This is a genomic window from Rhodococcus sp. NKCM2511 (assembly GCF_014905595.1).
In the GTDB taxonomy this organism is placed as follows: domain Bacteria; phylum Actinomycetota; class Actinomycetes; order Mycobacteriales; family Mycobacteriaceae; genus Rhodococcoides; species Rhodococcoides fascians.
This window is the reverse complement of record NZ_BNHJ02000001.1, coordinates 2,023,088-2,044,677: the sequence shown is the minus strand read 5'-3', so window position 1 is coordinate 2,044,677 and position 21,590 is coordinate 2,023,088. Positions and strand designations below refer to the sequence as shown.

The 21,590-nt window shown below is 64.2% G+C and carries 21 protein-coding genes; 11 read left to right on the top strand and 10 right to left on the bottom strand.

Going from position 1 to position 21,590, the window contains the following annotated elements; translation table 11 throughout:
- Window positions 1-28 precede the first annotated feature (28 nt).
- Window positions 29-1,012, bottom strand: coding sequence for a phytanoyl-CoA dioxygenase family protein (locus JLZ96_RS09330; protein ID WP_201009908.1), 984 nt, complete (start codon window positions 1,010-1,012; stop codon window positions 29-31).
- Entirely contained in the window at window positions 1,003-1,815 is an 813-nt protein-coding gene (locus JLZ96_RS09325) for a class I SAM-dependent methyltransferase (protein WP_201009907.1), read from the bottom strand. Before JLZ96_RS09325 ends, JLZ96_RS09330 begins: the two co-directional genes overlap by 10 nt.
- Before the next feature lie 63 nt (window positions 1,816-1,878).
- Here JLZ96_RS09325 and JLZ96_RS09320 point away from each other — a divergent pair, with 63 nt between their 5' ends.
- Entirely contained in the window at window positions 1,879-2,739 is an 861-nt protein-coding gene (locus JLZ96_RS09320) for a methyltransferase domain-containing protein (protein WP_201009906.1), read from the top strand.
- A gap of 78 nt (window positions 2,740-2,817) precedes the next feature.
- On the opposite strand, the gene JLZ96_RS09315 is transcribed toward JLZ96_RS09320, so the two are convergent.
- The gene (locus JLZ96_RS09315) at window positions 2,818-4,134 is read right to left on the bottom strand and encodes a DUF1214 domain-containing protein (RefSeq protein ID WP_201009905.1); all 1,317 of its coding nucleotides are present in this window, start codon (window positions 4,132-4,134) and stop codon (window positions 2,818-2,820) included.
- 157 nt (window positions 4,135-4,291) lie between these two features.
- Between JLZ96_RS09315 and JLZ96_RS09310 the strand changes: the two genes are divergently transcribed.
- Entirely contained in the window at window positions 4,292-4,624 is a 333-nt protein-coding gene (locus JLZ96_RS09310; protein ID WP_230591148.1) for a YidH family protein, read from the top strand.
- Window positions 4,621-4,992, top strand: coding sequence for a DUF202 domain-containing protein (locus tag JLZ96_RS09305; protein WP_080731919.1), 372 nt, complete (start codon window positions 4,621-4,623; stop codon window positions 4,990-4,992). The genes JLZ96_RS09310 and JLZ96_RS09305 overlap by 4 nt, the downstream gene beginning before the upstream one ends.
- Before the next feature lie 72 nt (window positions 4,993-5,064).
- On the opposite strand, the gene JLZ96_RS09300 is transcribed toward JLZ96_RS09305, so the two are convergent.
- Window positions 5,065-6,111, bottom strand: a complete 1,047-nt coding sequence (locus tag JLZ96_RS09300) for an ABC transporter substrate-binding protein (protein WP_201009904.1) — start codon at window positions 6,109-6,111, stop codon at window positions 5,065-5,067.
- Window positions 6,112-6,277: 166 nt separating this feature from the next.
- On the opposite strand from JLZ96_RS09300, the gene JLZ96_RS09295 reads away from it, so the two are divergent.
- The gene (locus JLZ96_RS09295; RefSeq protein WP_201009903.1) at window positions 6,278-7,642 is read left to right on the top strand and encodes a DUF1254 domain-containing protein; all 1,365 of its coding nucleotides are present in this window, start codon (window positions 6,278-6,280) and stop codon (window positions 7,640-7,642) included.
- A gap of 34 nt (window positions 7,643-7,676) precedes the next feature.
- Here JLZ96_RS09295 and JLZ96_RS09290 read toward each other — a convergent pair whose 3' ends face one another.
- Window positions 7,677-8,696, bottom strand: coding sequence for an NADP-dependent oxidoreductase (locus tag JLZ96_RS09290; RefSeq protein ID WP_201009902.1), 1,020 nt, complete (start codon window positions 8,694-8,696; stop codon window positions 7,677-7,679).
- A 104-nt stretch (window positions 8,697-8,800) separates the two neighbouring features.
- Between JLZ96_RS09290 and JLZ96_RS09285 the strand changes: the two genes are divergently transcribed.
- A complete protein-coding gene (locus tag JLZ96_RS09285) occupies window positions 8,801-10,381 on the top strand; it encodes an MFS transporter (protein ID WP_201009901.1) in 1,581 nt (526 codons plus the stop codon).
- 31 nt (window positions 10,382-10,412) lie between these two features.
- Here JLZ96_RS09285 and JLZ96_RS09280 read toward each other — a convergent pair whose 3' ends face one another.
- From JLZ96_RS09280 to JLZ96_RS09260, 5 genes are read right to left on the bottom strand one after another with little or no spacing between them, the layout of a single operon-like run.
- Complete coding sequence (locus tag JLZ96_RS09280; protein ID WP_201010690.1) at window positions 10,413-11,432, bottom strand: ABC transporter substrate-binding protein; 1,020 nt, start codon at window positions 11,430-11,432, stop codon at window positions 10,413-10,415.
- 40 nt (window positions 11,433-11,472) lie between these two features.
- The gene (locus JLZ96_RS09275; protein WP_201009900.1) at window positions 11,473-13,665 is read right to left on the bottom strand and encodes a 3-hydroxyacyl-CoA dehydrogenase NAD-binding domain-containing protein; all 2,193 of its coding nucleotides are present in this window, start codon (window positions 13,663-13,665) and stop codon (window positions 11,473-11,475) included.
- A gap of 36 nt (window positions 13,666-13,701) precedes the next feature.
- On the bottom strand, window positions 13,702-14,913 hold the full coding sequence (locus JLZ96_RS09270; RefSeq protein ID WP_201009899.1) for an acetyl-CoA C-acetyltransferase: 1,212 nt from the start codon (window positions 14,911-14,913) through the stop codon (window positions 13,702-13,704).
- 39 nt (window positions 14,914-14,952) lie between these two features.
- Window positions 14,953-15,330: a hypothetical protein gene (locus tag JLZ96_RS09265; RefSeq protein ID WP_201009898.1), complete on the bottom strand. Its 378-nt coding sequence runs from the start codon at window positions 15,328-15,330 to the stop codon at window positions 14,953-14,955.
- Complete coding sequence (locus JLZ96_RS09260) at window positions 15,327-15,698, bottom strand: nuclear transport factor 2 family protein (protein ID WP_201009897.1); 372 nt, start codon at window positions 15,696-15,698, stop codon at window positions 15,327-15,329. Before JLZ96_RS09260 ends, JLZ96_RS09265 begins: the two co-directional genes overlap by 4 nt.
- 91 nt (window positions 15,699-15,789) lie before the next feature.
- Between JLZ96_RS09260 and JLZ96_RS09255 the strand changes: the two genes are divergently transcribed.
- The 6 genes from JLZ96_RS09255 (at window position 15,790) to JLZ96_RS09230 (ending at window position 21,590) form a co-directional block, all read left to right on the top strand.
- Window positions 15,790-16,923 (top strand): acyl-CoA dehydrogenase family protein, encoded by a 1,134-nt coding sequence (locus tag JLZ96_RS09255; RefSeq protein WP_201009896.1) that lies wholly within the window; start codon window positions 15,790-15,792, stop codon window positions 16,921-16,923.
- 102 nt (window positions 16,924-17,025) lie between these two features.
- Window positions 17,026-17,814: an enoyl-CoA hydratase/isomerase family protein gene (locus JLZ96_RS09250; RefSeq protein WP_032366859.1), complete on the top strand. Its 789-nt coding sequence runs from the start codon at window positions 17,026-17,028 to the stop codon at window positions 17,812-17,814.
- A 48-nt stretch (window positions 17,815-17,862) separates the two neighbouring features.
- Window positions 17,863-18,252 (top strand): Zn-ribbon domain-containing OB-fold protein, encoded by a 390-nt coding sequence (locus JLZ96_RS09245; RefSeq protein ID WP_032386462.1) that lies wholly within the window; start codon window positions 17,863-17,865, stop codon window positions 18,250-18,252.
- Window positions 18,249-19,400: a thiolase family protein gene (locus JLZ96_RS09240; RefSeq protein ID WP_201009895.1), complete on the top strand. Its 1,152-nt coding sequence runs from the start codon at window positions 18,249-18,251 to the stop codon at window positions 19,398-19,400. Before JLZ96_RS09245 ends, JLZ96_RS09240 begins: the two co-directional genes overlap by 4 nt.
- A 25-nt stretch (window positions 19,401-19,425) precedes the next feature.
- Window positions 19,426-20,634 carry an acyl-CoA dehydrogenase family protein gene (locus JLZ96_RS09235; protein WP_230073728.1) on the top strand — a complete coding sequence of 403 codons (1,209 nt, stop codon included), beginning with the start codon at window positions 19,426-19,428 and terminating at the stop codon, window positions 20,632-20,634.
- Complete coding sequence (locus JLZ96_RS09230) at window positions 20,631-21,590, top strand: phosphotransferase family protein (RefSeq protein ID WP_201009894.1); 960 nt, start codon at window positions 20,631-20,633, stop codon at window positions 21,588-21,590. Before JLZ96_RS09235 ends, JLZ96_RS09230 begins: the two co-directional genes overlap by 4 nt.

Below are 21,590 nucleotides of genomic sequence, written 5' to 3'. Positions count from 1 at the left end.
CTGCTGCCGATGCAGAATCGGCTGCGAATCAGCGGCGGCCCACCACCGGGTTGAGCTCGGAGTTCGCGAGGCCACCGGGCTCGATGCCGGGGAGGAATTCGCGCCAGGTGCCGCTGATCAGGGTCGGCGACTCGACGACGCGGGTGCCGTCGGCGAAGTAGGTGGTGGCCAGTGCGCGACGCGGCTGTGTCGTCCGGTTCGGGCCTGCGGTGTGGAAGCACAGCGCGGAGTGGAACGATACGTCTCCCACGGCGAACGGCTCGGACTCCACCGCCACGTTGCGCGTGCGGAAGCGCTGGGTGACGGCCTCGTCGTAGGAGGTGCCGACCTTGTCGAATTCCAGGTCGGCGACTTCGCCGAGAACGTCCCGGCCGCGCGCGAACGACAGTGGACCCATCGGGCCCGGAATGGCCGACATCGGCATCCAGGCGGTGACAGCGTCGGTGGTCTGCAACGGGAAGTGCTCGGCGTCGTGGTGCCACGGTGTGCGTCCGCAGCCGGGCTCCTTGGACAGCGCATTGTCGTGGTACAGCCGAACGCCAGGCACGTCGAGCAGTGCCGCGGCCAGGCCGCCGATCCGCGGTGACAGCGCCACGGCACGCATCAGGTCGTCGTGGAGCCACATCTGCTCGAGCGCAGTGAACCGGCCCGCAACGTCGTCGCCGTGCTCGGCTCGCAGTAACTCCTCGAGGCGCTCGGCGAGTCGACGTACGACGGCAGGCGAGAACACCGCGGGCAGCCGCACGAAGGCGTGTCGCGCAAATGCGTCGACGGCAGCCGGGTCGAGATCGTAGGGCTCGGCAAGTTCGTGCTCGACTTGTTCGTCCGTGGCGGCCTCGACATCCGGCAGTCCAGGGCCGTCGACGAGTTCGGCGGGTGCGGCGTCGTTGGCGGCCAGCGTGACGTACCAGTCCCACCAGTCCTGGTCGTTGCCCGCCCAGTCCTGGTCGATTCCGCCCTCGCGATTGCGTTCGGGCAGAAGCTCGTTGGTGGCAGGGTTGTTCAGAGCCACAGCAGGGCCGCCTCGTGCGAGAAGGTGTAGGAACCGGACGCGTCGCGACACGAAGCGAGGTAGTCACCGAGCACTGGGGCCGCCTCCATCTCGTCGAGGGACACGGAGTCGTCGAAGGCACACCGCTGCAGAAAGCCTTCGGCGACAGCGCGATCGGACGTTCTGGTGGTGTAGGAGACGCGCTGATCGCGCACGTCCGCACCCGCGCGGATCAGCGCGTCGCGCACCTGCTCGGCCGTCGTGTACGGCGTTGCTTCGCGCACGCCGGCGCGGAAGGCATCGTAGAACGCGATGTAGTGGGAGGCTTCCGTGGCCTGCGCGACCAGACCGAGACCACCGGGAGTCAGTGCGGCCACGAATCTTTCGGCTGCGGCATCCAACTCGGCGGGCGGAAGGGCGTAGAGCGCGTGGGTGGCCCACACGACGTCGTAGCCTGCGTGATCGGCGGGCAGATCCTGCAGTGTCATCACCAGATCGTGCCGGGCGACGAAAGGTGCGGCCAGAGCTCCGCGCGCCTCGGCCACCGAGAATTCGGATGGGTCGAGCAGGTCGTAGGCGACCTCGGGTACCGCGGACAGGTCGGTGTAACGGCGCAGCGCAGTGGGGAACTTACCGCTGCCGCAGGCCACGTCGAGTAGCGACCAGCCGTCGTGAGCCCGGCCGGCGAGCAGCGTCGGCCAATCGGCTGCCAACGCCAGCTGGTGATAGTCCTCGGTGGCCAGAGCGTAGAACGCCTCCATACCCGTGCGGCCCGCCTCGCTCCAGTGCTCGAGACTGCGTTCGGCTGTGTCTCCGCTGCTCACGAGATTCCTCCTAGGAAGCCGACTCCGACGCACCGGCCGGGGCGTCGTGGTTGACTCGGTCCAATGTCCAACATAGCTCCGAATTCGCCGACCGACACTGCCGTCGCGCTCATCGACGGATTGCGGGCGATGCGGCGTGGGGCCGAGGCGCTGGCGGGCCTGCCGCCCGAGTCCTACGCCGAGCACCACGCCGCCTTCGAGATGCTCTCCGATCAGCGCGGTCTGATCGCCCAGCACTTCGCAGATCGGCTGGCCGGGATGGGGAATGGACCGCTCTCGGTGCTGTCGGTGGGCTGCGGAGACGGCTCGCTCGATGCCAGGCTCGCAGCAGGCCTGGTGCTGCGAGCACCCGGCCGTACGGTCCGGTACGTCGGCATCGACCCCTGGATCGGCAGTACCGAGCTCTTCGCCGCCACTATGGCGGCGCTCGAGGCCGCCGAACTCGACGCCCACGCGTACGTTGCATCGTTCGACGACGCACCCGTCGACGAGACTTTCGACGTCGTGATGTTCGTGCACTCGATGTATTACGTCGCAGACTTACGAGCTACGTTGCGTGCCGCGCTCGCCCTGCTGCGACCCGGCGGCGAACTGTGGGTGGCGATTGCGCCGACGGCGGCGCTCAACGCACTCGTCGAAGTACTCGCTCCTCCGCTGGAGGGCCATCGGCAATGGTTCAGCGCAGATATCGAGAAAGCGTTCGTCGACGCCGAGATCGTCCTCGACGACACAGTGACTCTCGACGCGCTGGTCGATCTTTCCGCCGCGAGCGACGAGGTGCTGGACTTCGCGGTGCAAGCCCGGTTGACGCCCGAGCTGCACGAGCCGGTGCGGGCCTACCTCGCGGCGGTATCGGTGCCCGGTGCCGACGGCGTCCCTCGGGTGCCCCACCCGGTCGATGTATTCAGAGCGACCCGTCGCTGACATCGTTCTCGATGATTCCCCGTCAGAACGTAGGTGGTTGTCTCGCAGCGCTTTCGAGCTATGTGGGCAGGACGTCGGTCACTGCTGGCGAACCACCGGCGGGGGAGACCAACGGCTGTCCGGTTTCGGGCCGTAGAGCCTGAGCATCAGCCGGAAGGCACCGGGTGGGCACGGCAGCCAGTTGGCCGTGTTTCCGTTTGTCGGGCAACTATTTTGCACCCTGACGGTGAGTGAGCCGTCCGCGTCGTAGTGCAGATTCGGTGTGCGGTCGGTGATGGCGTAGCGGTCGAGTTCGTTCGCGTACAGCAGTCCGCGTGCGTGGTAGACGGTCATCGACCAGAAGAACTCGGCAGGAGGAAATTCGCCGGCCCGGAAAGTGAAGGCATAGTCGTTCGCCCCGTCGAGTGGACGGCCTTCTTCGTCCTGTTCGCATACCGGGTAGGACGCCTCGGCGGCGGGATTGATGTAGATCTGGGAATAGGCGACGGCGGCCCGCAGGAGATGGTTCGCACCGAAGTCCGCACCTGCATCATTGATCGCCCAGCCGTTGACGGAGCGACCCACCGATTTGACCTGTGCAGCAATGTCTTCCGAGCCGGATCGCAGACCGTCTGCGATCTCACGTTCGGCGGCATCACGGCCGGCTGCCGCGTCGAGTGCGTCCATCAGGCGGCGGTGCGTCTGCCCGACCCAGCGCGGTACGTCCGAATCGCCGAGGCTTCCGATCGCGTGATCGAGGGCACCGAGAAATTCGCGAGGCCGCTGCAGTTCGTCAGAACGTTCGACAGTGCAGAGGGCGAGCTCCGCATGCGCAGTCGGTGGTGCAGGCGGACCGGTCAGAACGATGTGCTGTTGTAATCCGTTGACCGCGAGTACGTCTCCGGGTCGGGATGGATCGACCAGAATCCGAATCGCGATCATCACGAATCTCGACCGACACGCAATCCATCCGTCCGCATTCTCCGTGTTCGCAGGCTTCGATGCCTGTCGGTACAACGTGACCGGAGGGATACGGGACCCATGAGTCCTCCGACCGATGACCGTGTTCGTGGACGAGTCCGCCTCACCGATCTGCACGCTGTAGTAGCGATCGGCGAAGTCCGGCAGCCGAAGCTCGAAGGTGCCGGAATCGAGGTCGACGAAGGCCAACGAGTACAGGGTGTCGACATTCGGGGCGACACCCGCGGTCAGCGCGGGATTCGACAATTCTCGTTGGTGTCCCAGGGTATTCAGAGGAGCGCCGGCCGACGCGGGAGGTCGCTGCGCGTGCGGATTCGCTGGATCGGTGAACCGCAGCCGGAGGCGTTGGGCAAAGATCACCGGGAATCCCCAGACCTGGAGCGCGCTCGCATCGTCGCGCAGGTCGGTTTGTTCCGGCTGGGTGCGGTTCGGCATAGGACCCCTTATGTGAACTGAATTCACCTTGACTGTAGCCTGGTGGGTGTATCGGAGGGCGTGATACGCAGAGGTTCGGACACGGCGATGCTGCGATTGCAGCGGAGTTCGAGAGGTCGATGTGACAAACGACAGGCCTGGAAGGTTTCCTCGCTCGGTGTATTCCGTTGGAGCCGAGCCCGATCCGCGCTTCAGTCTCGCGAACGAGAGAACCTACCTGGCGTGGATTCGAACGTCGCTGGCATTGATGGCAGCGGGGGTAGCTCTGCAAGTATTCGATATCGGTGGCGGGTCCGTGCCGAGTGTGGTGGCCTCGGCGATGCTGATCGTGTCGTCGATCGGAGTTCCGTTGCACGCATGGTGGGGCTGGGCGCGCACCGAGAAGAGTATGCGTAAGTCCGAGGCTCTTCCTTCTCCTCGTATTGCCCTGCCGTTGGCTTTCGTCCTCGCGGCGGTCGGGGTTCTGGTGCTGTGGTCAGTCCTGCGATGACCCGTCGACGTCGGGGCGAGCCCCCAACTTCACGGCCGGGTGGGGAACTGGGAGACGGAGGCCTCCAAGTAGAGAGAACCCAGTTGGCCTGGGTCCGTACGGAATCGGCCGTGGCCGTGTGTGCAGTGATCGGCATACGCCTGAGCTCGCACACGCGCCAACCTGCGTTGATAGCGCTGGCAGTCCTCGTCGGTTTCGGTGCCGCGGCTTTGCTGGCCTCGGGTTGGATCGCGCGAGTGAGGGCCGGACGTACCGCGGAGGACAGCAGGGTGGTGTTCCCCTTACGTGCTCACGTCATCGCAGTGTTGATTCCGAGCCTCGGGCTGATCGCCCTGAGTTTTGTCGTCTGGTCTGCCTCATCGCCGTGATGGGAAAGAGTGCAGGCCGTGACGGTGTGATCCCGTCACGGCCTGCGCTCGGTTCTACTGGGCTGCAGGGCGCTAGCTCACGAACTGCTGTTCCCACTCCGCAGACTGTTGGTCGACGTACTGCTTGGTCAATTGTTCGGGGTCGGGAGCCTGGACGTCGTGTGCGTCGGCGGTCGCCCCGGCAATGCCGGGCAGTGCTGTTGCTACTCCGATGGCCTGCGCGGTCTGTCCCTCTGTGCTGACCAGGAAGTCGGCCAGAAGCTGAGCCGCATTCGGATGTGGCGCGACTGCAGTGACGTGCCCGTAGTAAGGGGTTCCCCATGAAGGTTCAGGAAGAGCCCAGTTAACCGGTGCGCCGCTCGCCACCTCTTGAACCAGTGGCTGCACCATCGGGGCCACGACAACTTCGCCGGAGGTCAGTGCCTGCGCGAGCACGAGGGCGCTGGGGTAAATTCTCGGCTCTAGTGCGGCGAGCCGTTCCTGAAAATCGTCGCCGAAATTCTGTCGGTAGAAGCTGTAGAGATCGACGTAGGATGCAATGCCCACAGGGCTGACAACGCCCACGCGCCCTTTGTATTCGGGGTCGAGAACATCACGAGGATCGGTCAGGCCGTTCGGGGCCGCATCGGTGTTCCAGCCCATTCCGAAGGTAGCCGCGACGTTCAGGAACAGGCGGTTGTTCTTGATGCTGGAGTCCCGGTCGTAATCGGGGTTGTCGAAACCAGGGCCGCGTAATTCCTGGGAGTAATTGCCCGACTCCGCAGCGGAGGCGATCCACGCGGTATCGGTCACGACATGGACGTCGGCAATCCCCTTCTTGGTCTTGTTCTCGACCTCGACGCGTGGGTTGAGATCCGCGTCGGTACCCCGCACGTATTCGAGAGTGATGTTGGGATACTTCGCATTCCACGCGGCTTTGACGCTGTCGAGGATGGTGGTGTTCTGGCTCGAATAGAGCGTCACCGAGCCTTCCTCTTCGGCCGCCGACACTACGTCTTCCCAGTTTCCTTCCACCGATGCAGTGTCTCCGCCCGACGATCCGCACGCGCTGAGCGCGACGGTCGATGTGGCGACGAGTATCGCGATGATCATGTGTTTCGTCCGGACCGAATGTCGCATGTATTGTCCTCCTGTTTGAACTGACCTCAGTTCAGCAGCTATGCTGCGTGATGTCAATCACTTTCCAGTGGCTGTCCACGGCTTCGACGCGCCGAGAGGCCGCAAACAAAGAACGCGACTGGTGTTCGGATCAGCGACAGCGTCTGCGAGAAGGGACTTTTCACCGATGCGAACGTACGACCCGAGTTCGGCCGATCAGATCGCTGCAACCGATGCGGCGGATGTACACCCGTCGGACGCACTGGACCGGCAGCGCTGGGCACAATCACTGGCAATGCACGCGGTGGTCTACGGTCTGCCATCGGTGTACCAATACGCTGGCATGTGTGACGCGTGCGCCCCGGCTGCAGACGGCGAACGGTGGGCGACCAATTCGCTGGTCCACGAACGGACGATTGCCGGCGCGGAGTTCCAGGCCTTCCGGGTCCCCAATGTCGACACGCTGTATTCCAATGCTTGGCTGGACCTTTCGGATGGGCCGATTGTCATCGTTCTTCCCGATTTCGGTAGTCGGTACTACACGCTGAATTTCCTGGACGCCTACAGCAACGCCAGCAATGTCAGTCGGCGTACGCACCCCGAACAGCCGCGCGCGTTGTTCCTGGCGTGTTCGGACTGGACCGGTTCGGTTCCCGAAGGTATCGAGGTGTTCAGAGTCGCCACACCGATCATGTGGCTGTTGATGCGGATACAGGCGTTCGGAGATTCGGACCTGCCGACCGTGCACAGTCTGCAGGATGCGGTCACGATCGACGCACCGACCGCGTCGGCACACGCGTGGCCGGTGGTCGATGCTCGTTCGGTCGAAGTCTCGTCGGCGGCGTTCTTCACTGCCCTCGATGTGTCGTTGGCAGTGAACGGAGTCCCGTTCACCGACGTAGCCCACGTGCACCAATTCCGACAGCTCGGTGTGGGTACTGGCACCTTCTCTGTGCACGACCTCGATGAGGCCACACGGAAAGGCATGGAACAGGGCTTCGAAACCGCGATGACGATGTTGTCCCGGTCTCGATCGCTGCTGGGGCGACGCACCGAATCCGGCTGGACCCGGGTGCTCGGCAAAGGTGCCCACGGGCACAACTTCTTTGCACGTGCGGTCATGAACTACGTCGGTCTCGGCGCCAACGTTGTCGAGGAGAACTGCTCGTACAACACCTATGTCGACGACGACGGACAGCGACTGACGTGCGAAGCCGGCGACGAATACCACATCGAGTTCATCAATTCCCCGCCAGCGCAGGCCTTTTGGAGCATCACGCTGTACGACGCAGAAACCGGCTGGTTGTACGACGCGCCCGAGAAGAAGCACTCGGCGGGATCGGCGGTCAATGGCGACGACGCAGCCGCAGGACCGTCGACGATCACGGTGAGTGCATCGCCGCCCACAACCGACAGTCCCGACCACGCCTGGCTTCCGGCACCCCAGCATCCGTTCTTCTTGGTCCTGAGGATCTATCAACCGACCGAGGATGCCCTGAGCGAGCAATGGACGCCGCCGCGCGTCGTGCGGTCGAACGCAGGACCGCTGTGAACCGATGCGTCAAAGGCTCACAACCGGCAGGGATTTACAGTCGGCAGAGTGTCTTTCCGCTCGTTCGTCCGTTGAGTAGGTCGACCAGTGCGGTGGAGGACTGCTGGAGGCCGTCGTAGACGGATTCCTCGTAGATCATGGTTCCGTCTGCGAGTCGGCTTCCGACGGTGGATCGCATCGTGTCGTAGAGATGGCCGAACGAGCCGGCTCGAAATCCTCGTACCGACAAGCTCTTGGCTGTGATCTGAAACAGGTTCGACGGCAACGTGTTCGACGTTTCGTAGGTGGAGATTGCCCCGCACATCGCGACGCGTCCCCCGGGTCGTAGTGCGTCGAGTGCAGCGGTGAAGTGAGAACCGCCGACGTTGTCGAAGTATGCGTCGATTCCGTCCGGAGCAGCGCTCGCGAGAAGGCTCTCCATGTCGCCGTCGTGGTAATCGAACGAGCGGGAGGCTCCCAGGGCATCGACCAGATGATCGGCCTTGCGTCGGCTGCCTGCGGAAGCGATCACCGTGCAGCCGTGGTGTACAGCGAGCTGGGTAGCGATACTGCCGACTGCTCCTGCCGCGGCCGAGATCCAGACGGTATCGGACGGTCGAATGTCCATGATCTCGAAGAGGCCGACATAGGCCGTGAGCCCGGAACTGCCCAGCGGACCCAGGAACCACTGTGGGGGCCAGTCCTGGGTATCGATTCTGGTGAGGGTGCCCGCGCCACCCAATCCGCCGGCGGTGGCAGAGACCACTGCGAAGTCGCGATAGCCGTACATGTGCGACACCAGATCTCCCGGCCGAAAGTTCTCGTCCCGTGATTCGACGACGACGCCGAGTGCCAACCCCACCAAAGCATCTCCGATTCGGAGCGGTGGCAGATATCCCGACGGTGCCGAGTCGCCGAGGCGCAGTCGAATCGACGGATCGATCGACAGCCACGTATTTCGTACCAGCACTTCGCCATCGAGCAGTGGGGCGAGCGGGATGTCCGCCAGCTCCAGATGCTCGGTCGTGAGTTTTCCGCTGGGACGGGCGGCGAGGCAGAGTACTCGACTGATCATGGTCTTCGATGACGTCCCTTCGAATCGGGTGATGCGGAAAACGCAACAATCTTTCCACAACTGAATTAGGTTCAAGTGTAGGCCGCGTCCGAAAGGTGACACAGGTGAAATCGTCGAATCACATCAGTTTCTTTGCGCCGATGCGTATTCCGAAGTTGCGCCGGATGTTGGGCTTCGAGCTGAGCGCCAGTGTGGGCGTGTGGATCCTGGTTCTCGCTGCACAGTGGACGCTCACCGAGTCGGGGGAGTCCGCGCTGGTGGTCTCCTCGGTCCAGTTCGCCGCCAGTGTGCCGTTCTTTCTTCTTGCTCTACCGATCGGGGCCATCGCGGAATTCGCCGGTCATCGGTTGTTGCTCGCGGGCACCGCTATCGTCCTGCTGGTGGCGTCGATCGTCATGACGGCGTTGCAACTCCTCGGCCTGTCCTCCACGCCGGCGTTGATGACAGCGGTGTTTCTCGCCGGGTGCGGGCTCGCGTCGGTGGCAATCGTGTGGCAGGCCCTGCTCCCTCATCTGGTCCCCGCCGACATGATGGCGGTCGTTCCTGCAATCGACGGTGCCATTTTCAACGGGGCGCGCGCTGTCGGACCGGTGATCGGGGGCGCGATACTCGCATGGTGGGGTTCGAGCGGTGCATTTGCGACCGTTGCCGCGCTGTTCGCAGTCTGTGTCGTCGTGGCGCTCACTCAGGTGCCGCCCGAGTCCGGTAAGAAGCCCAAGACCGAATCTGTGCACCATGCTGTCGGGGTGAGTGTGCGGTTCATTCGCCACTCGCGGTGGACTCGGCGACTGTTGTTGCGCGTCATCACGTTCGGAATTCCGGCCAGTGCTCTGTGGGCGTTGCTGCCAGTGGTGGCATACGAACGACTACATGCATCGTCGGTTCAGTTCGGTGTTCTCTCGGGTGCCATCGGGATCGGTGCGGTGGCCGGGACCGTCGCACTGATGCCACTCCGTGCACGGTTGAGCTGGAACACGTTCGTAGCGATCGGTTCGATTGCGTATGCGGCGGTCCTCGCGGGCATCGTGCTCGTGCCGTCGGTGAGTGTGGTGTTCGTACTGCTGGTCATCGTGGGTGCGGCGTGGGTTGCGATCCAGAGCACCTGGATGATCGCTACCCACGCTGTGATGCCGAAGTGGATCAAGTCGCGTGTCATCGCATTCGTGATGCTGACCTTTCAGGGCAGTCAGGCAGTAGGGGCCCTCCTGTGGGGGTTCCTGGCCGACGCGGTCGGTCTCGTTGCAGCAGTGATCGTCTCGGCGGCGATCATGTCCCTCTCCGCAGTAGAGATTCTCCGACGGGGAATTCTGCCGAGCGAATCGATAGCACCGGATCTGTCGGGAGGAGCAGGTCCGCCGGTACTCTCGACCGAATTCGACGGCCGCCGGATAACCGTCGAAACGACGTATGTCGTCGATCCGGAAAAGCTGGCGCAGTTCGTCGACGATGTCGGACGCCTGCGATCGTCGAGACTCCGACTCGGGGCCGTACGGTGGTCCTGTGCGCAGATGTCCAGCACCAGAGCGACATTCGTCGAGCTGTGCACCTTCGAGAACTGGTCGGAGTATGCCGCCCAAGAGACGGAGAGGCTGACGGTGCCCGAGCATCGCATCAGGACCGCGATCGCCTCCCATCTGACGGCCGAACCGCAGGTGCGAGTGCTGGTGGATGTGGCACCGCGATAGTGGCGAACCCGGCCACCACATCCACCGACGTTCAGTTGAACTTGCTTTCCCATTCCTGTTGGAACTGCGAGACCTTCTCGGGCGTCAGTGAATCCGAATCGGGCAGCGAAATGTCTTGTGCCGACCCGACCGAGTTCTCGACATCGGGCAGTGCGCTGCCGTACCCCTTCGACAGGGCGCGTTGCCCCTCGGCCGACACCATGAAGTCGGCCAGCACTTGCGCGGCGTTGGGATGCGGAGCCGATGAGAGCACGTGGGAGTAGTACGGCGCACCCCACGCCGGATCGGGAAGTATCCAGTCGACGGGTGCGCCTGCGTCCTTCTCCCGGACCAGTGGGGGAACCATCGGCGACGCGGCGATCTCGCCCGAGCTCAATGCCTGCGCCACGGCCAACGTGCCCGGGTACACCCGCGGTTCCTGCGCGGCGAGCTTGTCCAGAAAGCCGCCACCGGTCCAGTTCTCGTCGAAGAAGCGATACTCGTCGACGACGGCGGCGAACCCCGCAGGATTCACGACGCCCAGCCGGCCTTTCAACTTCGGATCCAACAGATCCTGCGGGGACGACAGCCCGGCAGGAACGGCATCGGTGTTCCACCCGAGTGCGAATATCGCTGCACTCGTGAGGAAGAACGTGTCGTTCAGCATGCTCGTCGACCGAGCGTACGCAGGGTCGTCGAAGGCCGGCCCGACCACCGGCGTCGAGTAGGTACCCGATTCGGACGCATTCGTGATCCATGCGGCATCGGTCGACATGTGTACGTCGGCAGTTCCACGGCCGGTGCGGGCCTCGGTCTCCACGCGCGGGTTGAGCTCGACGTCACTGCCCCGCGTGAACTCGAGATCGATGTCGGGATACTTCGACTCGAAGGCGGTCTCGAGTAGCGCGAGGTTCTCGGGATGCTGACTGGAGTACAGGTACACGGTTCCTTCCTCGTCGGCCGCAGCCACGACGTCGTCCCATGTGCCCTGCACCGGTGCGGATCCGGCTTCCTGCGAGGATTGCCCGCACGCCGCAGCGACGACGGTCACCGCTGCGATCCCGACGGACATCACCGATCGACGTACTGCATTCACAGCATTCTCTTTTCGTTCAGGAAACGAGTGTATGGACGCGCTCTCCGCGTAGTGCTTTGTTCACCAACGACTGCGGCGGCTCGAAGTGAGCCCCGTACTTCGATGCCAACTCGCGTGCTCGGTCGACGAAGCCGGACAGCCCGCCGTCGTATTGGTCGATGTACTGGATCACGCCCCCGGTCCACGGCGGGAAGCCGATGCCCAGCAAGGACCCGATGTTCGCGTCGGCCACGCTCGTCAACACACCTTCGTCGAGGCACTTGACCGCCTCGATCGCCTCGGCGAACAGCATCCGTTCCTGCATGTCCACGAACGGAATTCGAGTCGAGCCCGAGTCGAAAGACGTGCGCACGCCCGGCCAGATCCCGGTTCTCGCACCCGATTCGTCGTAGCTGTAGAAGCCGCCGCCGCCGGCACGCCCGGGGCGGTCGAGTTCATCGACCATCCTGTCCATCACCGCGTCGGAGCCGTGTCGGCGAGGCGGGCTGCCTTCGCTCACCAGCGCGCGTTCGTTCTCCTTGCGGATCTTCTGCGACAGCGACAAGGTCACCTGGTCCATCAATTGCAGCGGCGGGACGGGGTAGCCGGCCTGCGCTCCTGCCTGTTCGATGAAGACCGGGTTGACGCCCTCGCCGACCGCGGCCATCGCTTCGTCGAGGAACGCGCCGATCACTCGCGAGGTGAAGAAGCCTCGACTGTCGTTGACGACGATGGGCGTCTTACCGATCTGGAACACGAAGTCGACGACCTTCGCCACGGTCGCGTCGGAAGTCTGCCGGCCACGGACGATTTCGACGAGGGGCATCTTGTCGGCGGGGGAGAAGAAGTGGATTCCGATGAAATTCTCGGGTCGGCTCACGCCGTCGGCCAGGATAGAAATGGGAAGCTGAGAGGTGTTGGAGCCGAGGACGATATCGGCGGGAACGATCCCTTCGAGTTCCCCGAACACCGCAGTCTTGACCTCCACGGACTCGAATGCGGCTTCGATCACGAGATCGACTGCGGCGCACTCGGTCGCGTCCGCGGACGGCCGGATCCGGTCGAGCAGTGCCGCCGACCTCTCGGCCGTCGTCGAGCCCCGCTCGAGAGCTTTCGCTTCGAGTTTTTCGGCGTACAGTTTTCCGCGGTCAGCAGCGTTCTGGTCGAGGTCTTTCAATACGACCTCGATACCGGCCTTGGCGCAGACGTATGCGATCGCGGCACCCATCATTCCGGCTCCGATGACTGCCACCGAACGGGCTGTGAACGTATCGTGGCCGGCCGGGCGGGACGTGCCGCGTCGGATGGTCTGCATGTCGAAGAAGAACGCACGAATCATGTTCTGCGCCACTCGATCGGTCATCAGAGAGACGAAGTAGCGGGTTTCGATGCGATCCGCAGTGTCGACGTCGACCGACGCGCACTCCGCCGCAGCGGCGAGGATCGCCCGCGGTGCCGGGGCGGGTGCGCCCTTGAGCTGCTTGCGTAGCAGCGCCGTTGCGGCCAGAAGATTCTGAGCGACGGCAGGATCGGTCGGTCCGCCACCGGGTATCTCGAAACCCTTGACGTCCCACGGCTGCACAGCCGACGGGTTCTCGGCGATCCACGCCTTCGCGGCCGGAATCAGCTCGTCCACACCGGCAACGGTGGCGTCGATCAGCCTGAGCTTTTTCGCATCGGCCGCCGAGTGCTGCTGGCCCTTCGTCAACACCTTCGACAGGGCGGCGTCGAGTCCCATCAATCGGACCGTTCTGACGATCCCGCCGCCACCGGGCAACAGTCCGAGTGTGGCCTCGGGGAGGCCGATTCGGGTGCCCGGCACATCCGCTCCGATGCGGTGGTGGGTGTGCAACGCAATCTCGAACCCGCCGCCGAGGGCCGCGCCGTTGATCGCGGCCACCACTGGGCGGCCGAGGGTTTCGAGCCGTCGGAGAACACTCTTGATGCCGTCGATCCGCTCGGTCAAGGCGCGCGCAACGTCCCGCTCGTCGACAGCGCCCGGGTCCTTCGTCATGTCGTCGAGGTCGCCGCCCGCGAAGAACGACTTCTTGGCCGAGGTGATCACGACACCGGTGATGTCGTCCTTCTCGGCTTCGAGCCGCTCGACCGTGGCGGCCATCGACGCGATGTACGTATCGTTCATCGTGTTCGCGCTCTTGCCTGCGTCGTCCATCGTGAGTACGACGATGCCGTCGGCACCGCGTTCCCATCCGATCATGTTCTCGCTCATGTTTTCTCGTATTTCTATGTGTCGACGATGGGCGGTTCAGAGGCGTTCGATGACGGTGGCGACGCCCATTCCGCCGCCGATGCACAGGGTGATCAGGCCGTAGCGGCCACCGGTTCGTTCCAGTTCGTCCAGCACGGTGCCCACCAGAATCGCGCCGGTGGCCCCGAGCGGGTGGCCCATCGCGATTGCTCCGCCGTTGACGTTGGTCTTCTCGTGCGGGATGTCGAGGTCCTTCATCCACTTGAGCACGACGGAGGCGAAGGCCTCGTTCAGCTCGAACACGTCGATGTCGTCCACGGTCAGGCCCGCTCGCTTCAACACCGCGACGGTGGCCGGGGTCGGACCGGTGAGCATGATCGTCGGTTCGCTGCCGACCTGAGCCGTGGCCACGATGCGGCCACGGGGAACCAGGCCTGCGCGTGCTCCGGCCGCGGCGCTACCGATGAGAACCAGGGCGGCACCGTCGACGATCCCCGACGAATTACCGCCGGTGTGAACATGATCGATGCGTTCGACGTCGACGTACTTCTGCAGCGCTACGTCGTCGAAACCCGCGGCTTTGCCCAGCGCGGCGAAGGCCGGCTTCAATGTGCCCAGGCTGTCCGTGGTGGTTCCCGGGCGCCGGTGCTCGTCGTGGTCGAGCAGGGTGACGCCGTTGAAGTCCTCGACCGGAACGACGGATTTTTTGAAATGGCCTGCACTCCAGGCTGCCTCGGCGCGTCGTTGGGACTCCGCCGCGTAGGTGTCGACGTCGTGACGGGAGAAGCCCTCGACCGTCGCGATCAGGTCGGCACCGATTCCCTGCGGAACGATGTAGAGGTCGTATGCGGTGGCCGGGTCGGTGAACAAGGCACCGCCGTCGCTGCCCATCGGTACCCGAGACATCGACTCGACGCCGCCGGCGATCACCAGATCGTCCCAGCCGGACGCGATCTTCTGGGCGGCCAAGTTGGTCGCTTCGAGCCCGGACGCGCAGAAACGATTGATCTGGGTGCCGGGGACCGATTCCGGTAGGCCCGCCACCAATGCGGCTGCGCGCGAGATGACCGCGCCCTGTTCTCCGACCGGTGAGACGACGCCGAGGATGACGTCGTCGATGTCGGCCGGATCCATATCGGGGAATCGAGCCCGGAGTTCGGTGATCAACCCCGCGACGAGGTCCACCGGCTTGGTGCCGTGCAGCGATCCGTTGCGCCCCTTGCCTCTCGGGGTACGAATGGCCTCGAAAATCAGTGCTTGCTCAGGCATCTCGCTCTTTTCTTCTCTGTTTCGCGAGCCGATCGGCTCCTAGTCGAACGCCAATTCCGGCGTGCGGGCGATGAGCAACCGTCGGACGTGCCCGTTGGCGTCGAGTTGGGCCGAGGCGTTGAACGACGCCTCGAAGGCTCGGTCCCGGGTGGTCCGTCCCAGCACCATCTCGGTGCCGTCGACGGATGCGCCGCGATCGAGATGATGAATCAGGGTGCTCTTCTCGCGTTGCTGGAGGTAGGCGACGAGCCCGTCGCGGTCGCCCACGAACTCGGCTGCCTCGCCGTGTCCCTTGGAAAACTGCACGGACATACGGAAGTCCGCCGAGATCATGGTCAGGACCCGATCCGGGTCGTCGGAATCCATGTATTCGAACCAGCGGAGCAGAGTGGGGGTCGGGTGCGTGTCGGAGTTCATCGGCCTTCTCCTGCATCGGTGACCAGTAGGTTGAATTCGGTGTCGAACGAGACCTGGTAGCGGTCGATCAGGCCGTCCGAGCGCACGTGCATGGTTCCGACGAAGTAGCCCGTGGTCCGGTCGCCTTCGGTCACTGCACCGTGTGCGAACTGCAGGTCCTGGTCGACGGCGGATCGGAGAACTCGGTGCTTGCGGTCGACGGGGGGTCTGCCGGACAGGTATTCGAGCATCGCGGCTCGTCCGGTCTTTCGACTCGCCCCGCTCGGCAAGACCATCGAATATTCGACATCCTCGGACAGCATCGCCACCGCGTCGTCCAGGTGCCCGGCATCCAAGGTGGCGTAGTACTCCACAATCTTCAATGACATGAAGTGAACTTAGTTCAGGTAAACCCTGTTTGTCGAGGGTTCAAGCGGTTATGGTTCGAGAAAGAACTGAATTCAACTCGAGTGGAGCGACATGTCATCATCTCACCGCGACGCACAAGCCCCCTGGCCTCGTTCGGAGCCGTCGGCGCTGACGCCCGGCAGCGAACAAGCCGAGATACGCGAGGCCATCCGCGGAGTCCTCGCCAAGTACTCCACGATCGAGCAGGTGCGCGCGTCTGCGGACTCTGACCCTGGCTACTCGGTCGAACTGTGGAAACGCCTGGTCGACGACATGTCGGTGACCGCCATGGCTGTGCCGGAGGAGCTGGGTGGGCTCGGCTACGGCATGGTCGAGCTCGGCATCATCGTCGAAGAATGCGGTCGCGCTCTGGCGGTCGAACCCGTCTATCAGCATGCGGCCGTCGGCGTTCGCGCCATGATGGAGGCGGGCAACTCGGACCTGCTCGAGGAAATCCTCGGCGATACCACGGTTGCGGCAGTGAGCGCATTGTCTGCCGAGTCCGACGACGTCGATGCCGACCGGACCGACGACGGGTGGGTTCTGAGCGGACAGGTGAGGTTCGTCGTCGGAGGTGGAGCAGCCGATCTTGTGGTCGTCAGTGCCCGCTGCCCGGACGGCATCGCACTATTCGGAGTGTCCGCGAACAATTTTTCCGCACTGCATGATCGACGCGTCGTCGACTCCACCAGGCGACAAGCGGACATCTCGTTCGATCGTGCCCCCGCGACGCTGTTGGTGTCGGTGGACGGAGCCGGCGACGCGATCGCGCGGATACAGGACGTGGCAACGCTGGCTCTCGCGTGCGAGAACACCGGTATCGCCGACGCCCTGCTGCAGATGACTCTCGAGCACGTCAAGACGCGTCATCAGTTCGGCCGTCCCATCGGTTCGTTCCAGGCGATCAAACACCGGTTGGCCGACATGCTGGTCGAACTCGAGCGGGCCAGATCGGCCGCCCGGTATGCCGCAGCGGTGCACGACGAGGATCCCGACGAGGCCCGGCTGGCGATTGCCGTCGCGGGTGCGGTGTGCAGCGATGCCGCGGTACACGCGGCCCACGAGGCCGTGCAGTTGCACGGTGGAGTGGGTTTCACGTGGGAGCACTCGGCGCACAGCTACTTCCGTCGAGTTCTCGGAAACGAAGCGCTGCAGGGTGATTCGCGGGCTCATCGGGCGCGGATCGCCGATTTGCTTGCCGTCTAGACCGATTGATGCGGTCGCCGGGGATCGGCTATTGACGCCATCGCCTCGATGATCAATACTGAAGTGAATCCAGTTCAACTTGCACTCTCGAAAGGCTGTCACATGATCGACACCGACCACATTCTGTTGGAGAAGGACGGCGACGTCGCTCGCGTCTGGCTCAACCGCCCGCACAAGAAGAACGCTGTCACGGTAGAGCTGCTGCATCGTCTGGACGAGATCATCGTCGAGGTGGACAACGATCCGAACCTCAAGGTTCTCGTGCTTCGCGGAGTCAACAACACCTTCTGCTCGGGCTTCGACCTCGACGAATTGCTGTCGGACTTCATCGGCACCACCACCGCCATGGACGTCGCCGTCCTGTCGGCGAAGGTGTGCGATCGTCTGTACTCCATGAACACTCCCTCCGTTGCGGTTCTCGAGGGTTACGTCACCGCCGGTGGCTTCGAACTGATGATCTCGTGCGACTTCGCTATCGCGGCCGACGACGCAAGAATTGGCGACTTCCACATCCGCCGTGCATTGTTCGGTGGTGCCGGCCCCATCTACCGCCTGCCCCGCATGATCGGCATCCGGAAGACCAAGGAACTCATGCTCACCGGCAAGCTGCTCTCGGGCACCGAGGCCGTCGACTTCGACCTGATCAATGCGTCCGCGCCGGCCGAGGACCTCGACAAGACCGTCGACGAGTTCATCGGGAACCTCACCGACAAGAGCCCGTTCATGATGAAGCTGACCAAGATGTGCATCGACCGCGGTCTGGATGCAGACATCCAGTCGCTCATGGTCATGGAGCATCTCGCAGTCGGCAATGCGCTCCAGTCCGAGGACGGCAAGGAGGGCGTCACCGCATTCCTCGAGAAGCGTGAGCCCAAGTGGGTCGGGCGCTGATCCGCACCACGTCCGCGTTCTGACCGAACAGCCCGAAAGGCAGCATCAATGGAGCAGGCAACGGCCGTCGCACTCGAGGGCAGCAGGTGCACAGTGTGCAGCACCGTGGCTTTCCCCGCGAGTGCGATGTGCAGCAGGTGCGCCACACCCACTGCGGAGAACATCACGTTGAGTACGCGAGGCACCCTGTGGGCCTATACGATTCAGCGTTTCTCGCCCAAGTCTCCTCCCTACGTGCCACCGGTCGGCGGGTTCGTTCCCTTCGCAGTCGGCTACGTGGAACTGCCCGAGGGCATCAAGATCGAAGCGATCATCGACTGTGAGAGCTTCGACGAACTGGATGGGGCACCGGTGCGTCTGACGTCCACCGCGCCGGTGCCCCGATTCGCTGTCGACGCGCTCGGCACGCAACCGGAATCGACAGGAATCACGCAGTGACACAGAATGTTTCGATCATCGGTGCCGGTCTCTCCAAGTTCGGTCGCCAGCCAGGAGTGTCCGGCCGCCAGATGGCCGTCACCGCGATCGGCAACGCGTTGCGCGATGCCGGTCTGGCCTGGCCGGACGTTCAGGTCGCGTTCGGTGGCAGTGACGGCTCGGGCCTGGCCGATACTCTCGTTGCCGAACTGGGTTTCACCGGAATTCCGTTCACCAACGTCAAGAACGGTTGCGCAACAGGCGGAAGCGCGTTGTTCTCGGCCGTCAACGCCGTGCGCTCGGGCTCCGCGGACGTCGCGCTCGCAGTCGGCTTCGACAAACATCCGCGTGGTGCGTTCGACCCACGACCGGCGGAGTGGGGCCTACCCGACGGCTACGGCGAGGCCGGTCTGATGGTGACCACCCAGTTCTTCGGTGTCAAAATCTCTCGCTACATGCGTCAGCACGACATCTCGAGTCGGACGCTGGCCCTGGTCGCCGAAAAGGCCTACCGCAACGGAGTTCTCAACCCCAACGCCTGGCGTCGCGAGGCCATGGATGCCACGACGATCGCCGAAGCCGACATGGTCAACGATCCACTGACTCGATACATGTTCTGCTCACCCGGTGAGGGAGCGGCCGCAATCGTCGTCGCCGGCGAGGACTACGTCGCGCGAGCCACCGGTCGGCCGATCAAGATTGCCGCTATCACCCACCGGACCCGCCGATTCGGGTCCTTCGAGGTCTTCAGCCCCTCCGTTCAGGGCGACGGCGAACCCACCAGTGTCAGCGCCGACGCAGCACGTGCGGCCTTCGAGCAGGCCGGTATCGCTCCAGGTGACGTCGACGTCGCGCAGCTGCAGGACACCGAGAGCGGTGCCGAAATCATGCACATGGCCGAATGCGGTTTCTGTGAGCCCGGTGAGCAAGAAGCCATGATCGCGGCCGGAGAAACCGACATCGGCGGGCGCCTGCCGATCAACACCGACGGCGGTTGCATCGCGAACGGAGAACCCATCGGAGCCTCCGGTCTGCGCCAGGTGCACGAGATCGTCACTCAGCTACGTGGCGAAGCCGGCGAACGCCAAGTGCCGGGCGATCCGCGTGTCGGCTTCACCCACGTGTACGGCGCGCCGGGCATCAGTGCCTGCACCGTGCTGACGGTCTGACCCGAGACGAACCAGAGGTAATGCAGTGACACAACGAACGATTCCGGACATCGCCGAGTTCGGCGAGCAGGCGACCGCGTGGCTGACAACCGTGGCCGCGCCGCGCACCGACTCCGTGTGGGGCGACGGGCCGGATACGGTCGCTGTCTTCGAGAATTGGACCGCAGAGGAAGAGCAGGCGCACACCGACGAGATCGCCGCGTACGAGCAGGCGAAGTTCGACGCGGGGTGGGGCGCGTTGAATTCCCCGGTCGAGTACGGTGGCCGCGACCTACCGCTGTCGTACGTACTCGCCTTCCGGCGAGTCGAGGACACGTTCGACGTCCCCAAGAGGACCGAGATGTTCTCTGTCACTCAACAGTTGGTTGCGCCCACCATTGCGCAGTGGGGAACCGAGGAGCAGCGGACCAGGTTCGTTCGTGCCATGCTTCGGGCCGACGTCATCGCATGTCAGTTGTTCTCCGAGACCGAGGCGGGTTCCGACTTGGCCGCGGTCCGGACGCGCGCAACCCAGGCCGAGGACGGCTCGTGGACGATCGACGGGCACAAGGTGTGGACGTCGGGGGCGCGGGTCGCACACTACGGAGTCGCTTTGTGCCGCACCGACTCCACCGTCGCCAAGCACGCCGGTCTGACCATGTTCCTGATCCCGATGGACGCGCCGGGGGTCGACGTACGTCCCATTCGCCAGATGACGGGGGGCAGCTCCTTCAACGAGGTGTACCTCGACGGGGTGCACCTGAGCGACGACCTTCGGCTGGGCCCGGTCGGGAAGGGTTGGCAGGTTGCCCTGACAGTGCTTGCGGCCGAACGCCTCGACGGCGGAAACCTCGGCCTGGCGAACGCGGATCGTGCTGTGGCCCTTGCCCAGAACCTCGGCCGCGAGCTGACCGAGATCGAGCGCGACGCCGTAGCCGATCTGGTGACGCGTAGTTTCGTGCAGCGAATCGGCAACATGAGAGTGGCCGGTGCCGTCATCGCGGGCAACGATCCAGGTCCGGAAGCGTCACTGGGAAAGCTGCTGGCCACCGACACGATGGCCAGGACCTCCGAAGTCGCGCGCTTGCTGCTCGGGCGTGAACTGACGTCCGACTCGGGAGGGTGGGGCACGTTCGCGTGGTCCGAGCATCTACTCGGAGCCCCGGGCTATCGAATTGCCGGTGGTACCGACGAGATTCAGCACAACATCATCGCCGAGCGCGTGCTCGGTCTGCCGAGAGAGCCACGACCATGACCGAATCCTCCCTGCGCACACGCGTGTCCGCCGCGCTGGACGCCGAGCTCGGCGTCACCGTCAGCACATTCGAACCGCTCCTCGGTGGCCATTCCGGATTGACCTATCGGGTGGGAACGTCCGGCGGCGACTTCGTCGTCAAGGCGGTCCCCGAAGGGCAGCGCTCGGTCGGGCGGCACGACATGCTCCGGCAGGCTTCGATTCTGCGCGCGTTGGCGGATACAGCGGTGCCGGTACCGGCAATAGTGGCGGTCGACGAGCAGGAACCGGCGTGGTTCGCCATGCAGCTCGTCGTCGGCGAGTCGCTCGAACCGGTGCTCGACGACCCCGAGGTGGAACCGAGTATCGCGGCCGCTCGGATGCGGCGCGCGGCGGAGGTATTGCCGTCGTTGCACGCAGTCCCGCTCGAGACCATCCCGAACGCAGGCGACATCCTCTCGCCGGCAGACGAATTGGACCGGTGGTCCAAGACGCTCGCAGCTGTTCCGGTGGAACTCGTGGAGGGTGCCGACGAGTTGGTTCGACTGCTTCGCAGGGACATTCCGGCGGCGATCACACCCACACTCGTCCACGGGGACTACCGGTTGGGAAACATCATTTCCGACGGTCTCGAGCCGGCGGCTCTGATCGACTGGGAGATCTGGAGCGCAGGTGATCCACGCGTCGAACTGGGGTGGTTCCTGGTATTCGCCGACGGCACCAACTTTCCCGGGGTGGGCCGCGACGTGCCCGGACTGCCCAGTACCGACGAACTGATCTCCTGCTACACCGGGAGCGGTCCGGCGCTGCCGGACATGACATGGTTCGACGCCCTGGGACGGCTCAAGATGGCGGCAATCATGGGCCACAACCTGCGCCGGCATCGCGAGGGGCGCCACATCGACCCGGATCAGGAAAAGCTGCCCGCGACCATCCGCAGGTTGATCGACACCGGCACCGCATTGCTCGCGCGCTGA

Coding starts and splice junctions, on each gene's coding strand:
- JLZ96_RS09320 (WP_201009906.1), top strand. CDS start 1,879: ATGTCCAACATAGCTCCGAATTCGCCGACCGACACTGCCGTCGCGCTC.
- JLZ96_RS09315 (WP_201009905.1), bottom strand. CDS start 4,134: ATGCCGAACCGCACCCAGCCGGAACAAACCGACCTGCGCGACGATGCG.
- JLZ96_RS09305 (WP_080731919.1), top strand. CDS start 4,621: ATGACCCGTCGACGTCGGGGCGAGCCCCCAACTTCACGGCCGGGTGGG.
- JLZ96_RS09300 (WP_201009904.1), bottom strand. CDS start 6,111: ATGCGACATTCGGTCCGGACGAAACACATGATCATCGCGATACTCGTC.
- JLZ96_RS09295 (WP_201009903.1), top strand. CDS start 6,278: ATGCGAACGTACGACCCGAGTTCGGCCGATCAGATCGCTGCAACCGAT.
- JLZ96_RS09290 (WP_201009902.1), bottom strand. CDS start 8,696: ATGATCAGTCGAGTACTCTGCCTCGCCGCCCGTCCCAGCGGAAAACTC.
- JLZ96_RS09280 (WP_201010690.1), bottom strand. CDS start 11,432: ATGTCCGTCGGGATCGCAGCGGTGACCGTCGTCGCTGCGGCGTGCGGG.
- JLZ96_RS09275 (WP_201009900.1), bottom strand. CDS start 13,665: ATGAGCGAGAACATGATCGGATGGGAACGCGGTGCCGACGGCATCGTC.
- JLZ96_RS09270 (WP_201009899.1), bottom strand. CDS start 14,913: ATGCCTGAGCAAGCACTGATTTTCGAGGCCATTCGTACCCCGAGAGGC.
- JLZ96_RS09265 (WP_201009898.1), bottom strand. CDS start 15,330: ATGAACTCCGACACGCACCCGACCCCCACTCTGCTCCGCTGGTTCGAA.
- JLZ96_RS09260 (WP_201009897.1), bottom strand. CDS start 15,698: ATGTCATTGAAGATTGTGGAGTACTACGCCACCTTGGATGCCGGGCAC.
- JLZ96_RS09255 (WP_201009896.1), top strand. CDS start 15,790: ATGTCATCATCTCACCGCGACGCACAAGCCCCCTGGCCTCGTTCGGAG.
- JLZ96_RS09250 (WP_032366859.1), top strand. CDS start 17,026: ATGATCGACACCGACCACATTCTGTTGGAGAAGGACGGCGACGTCGCT.
- JLZ96_RS09245 (WP_032386462.1), top strand. CDS start 17,863: ATGGAGCAGGCAACGGCCGTCGCACTCGAGGGCAGCAGGTGCACAGTG.
- JLZ96_RS09230 (WP_201009894.1), top strand. CDS start 20,631: ATGACCGAATCCTCCCTGCGCACACGCGTGTCCGCCGCGCTGGACGCC.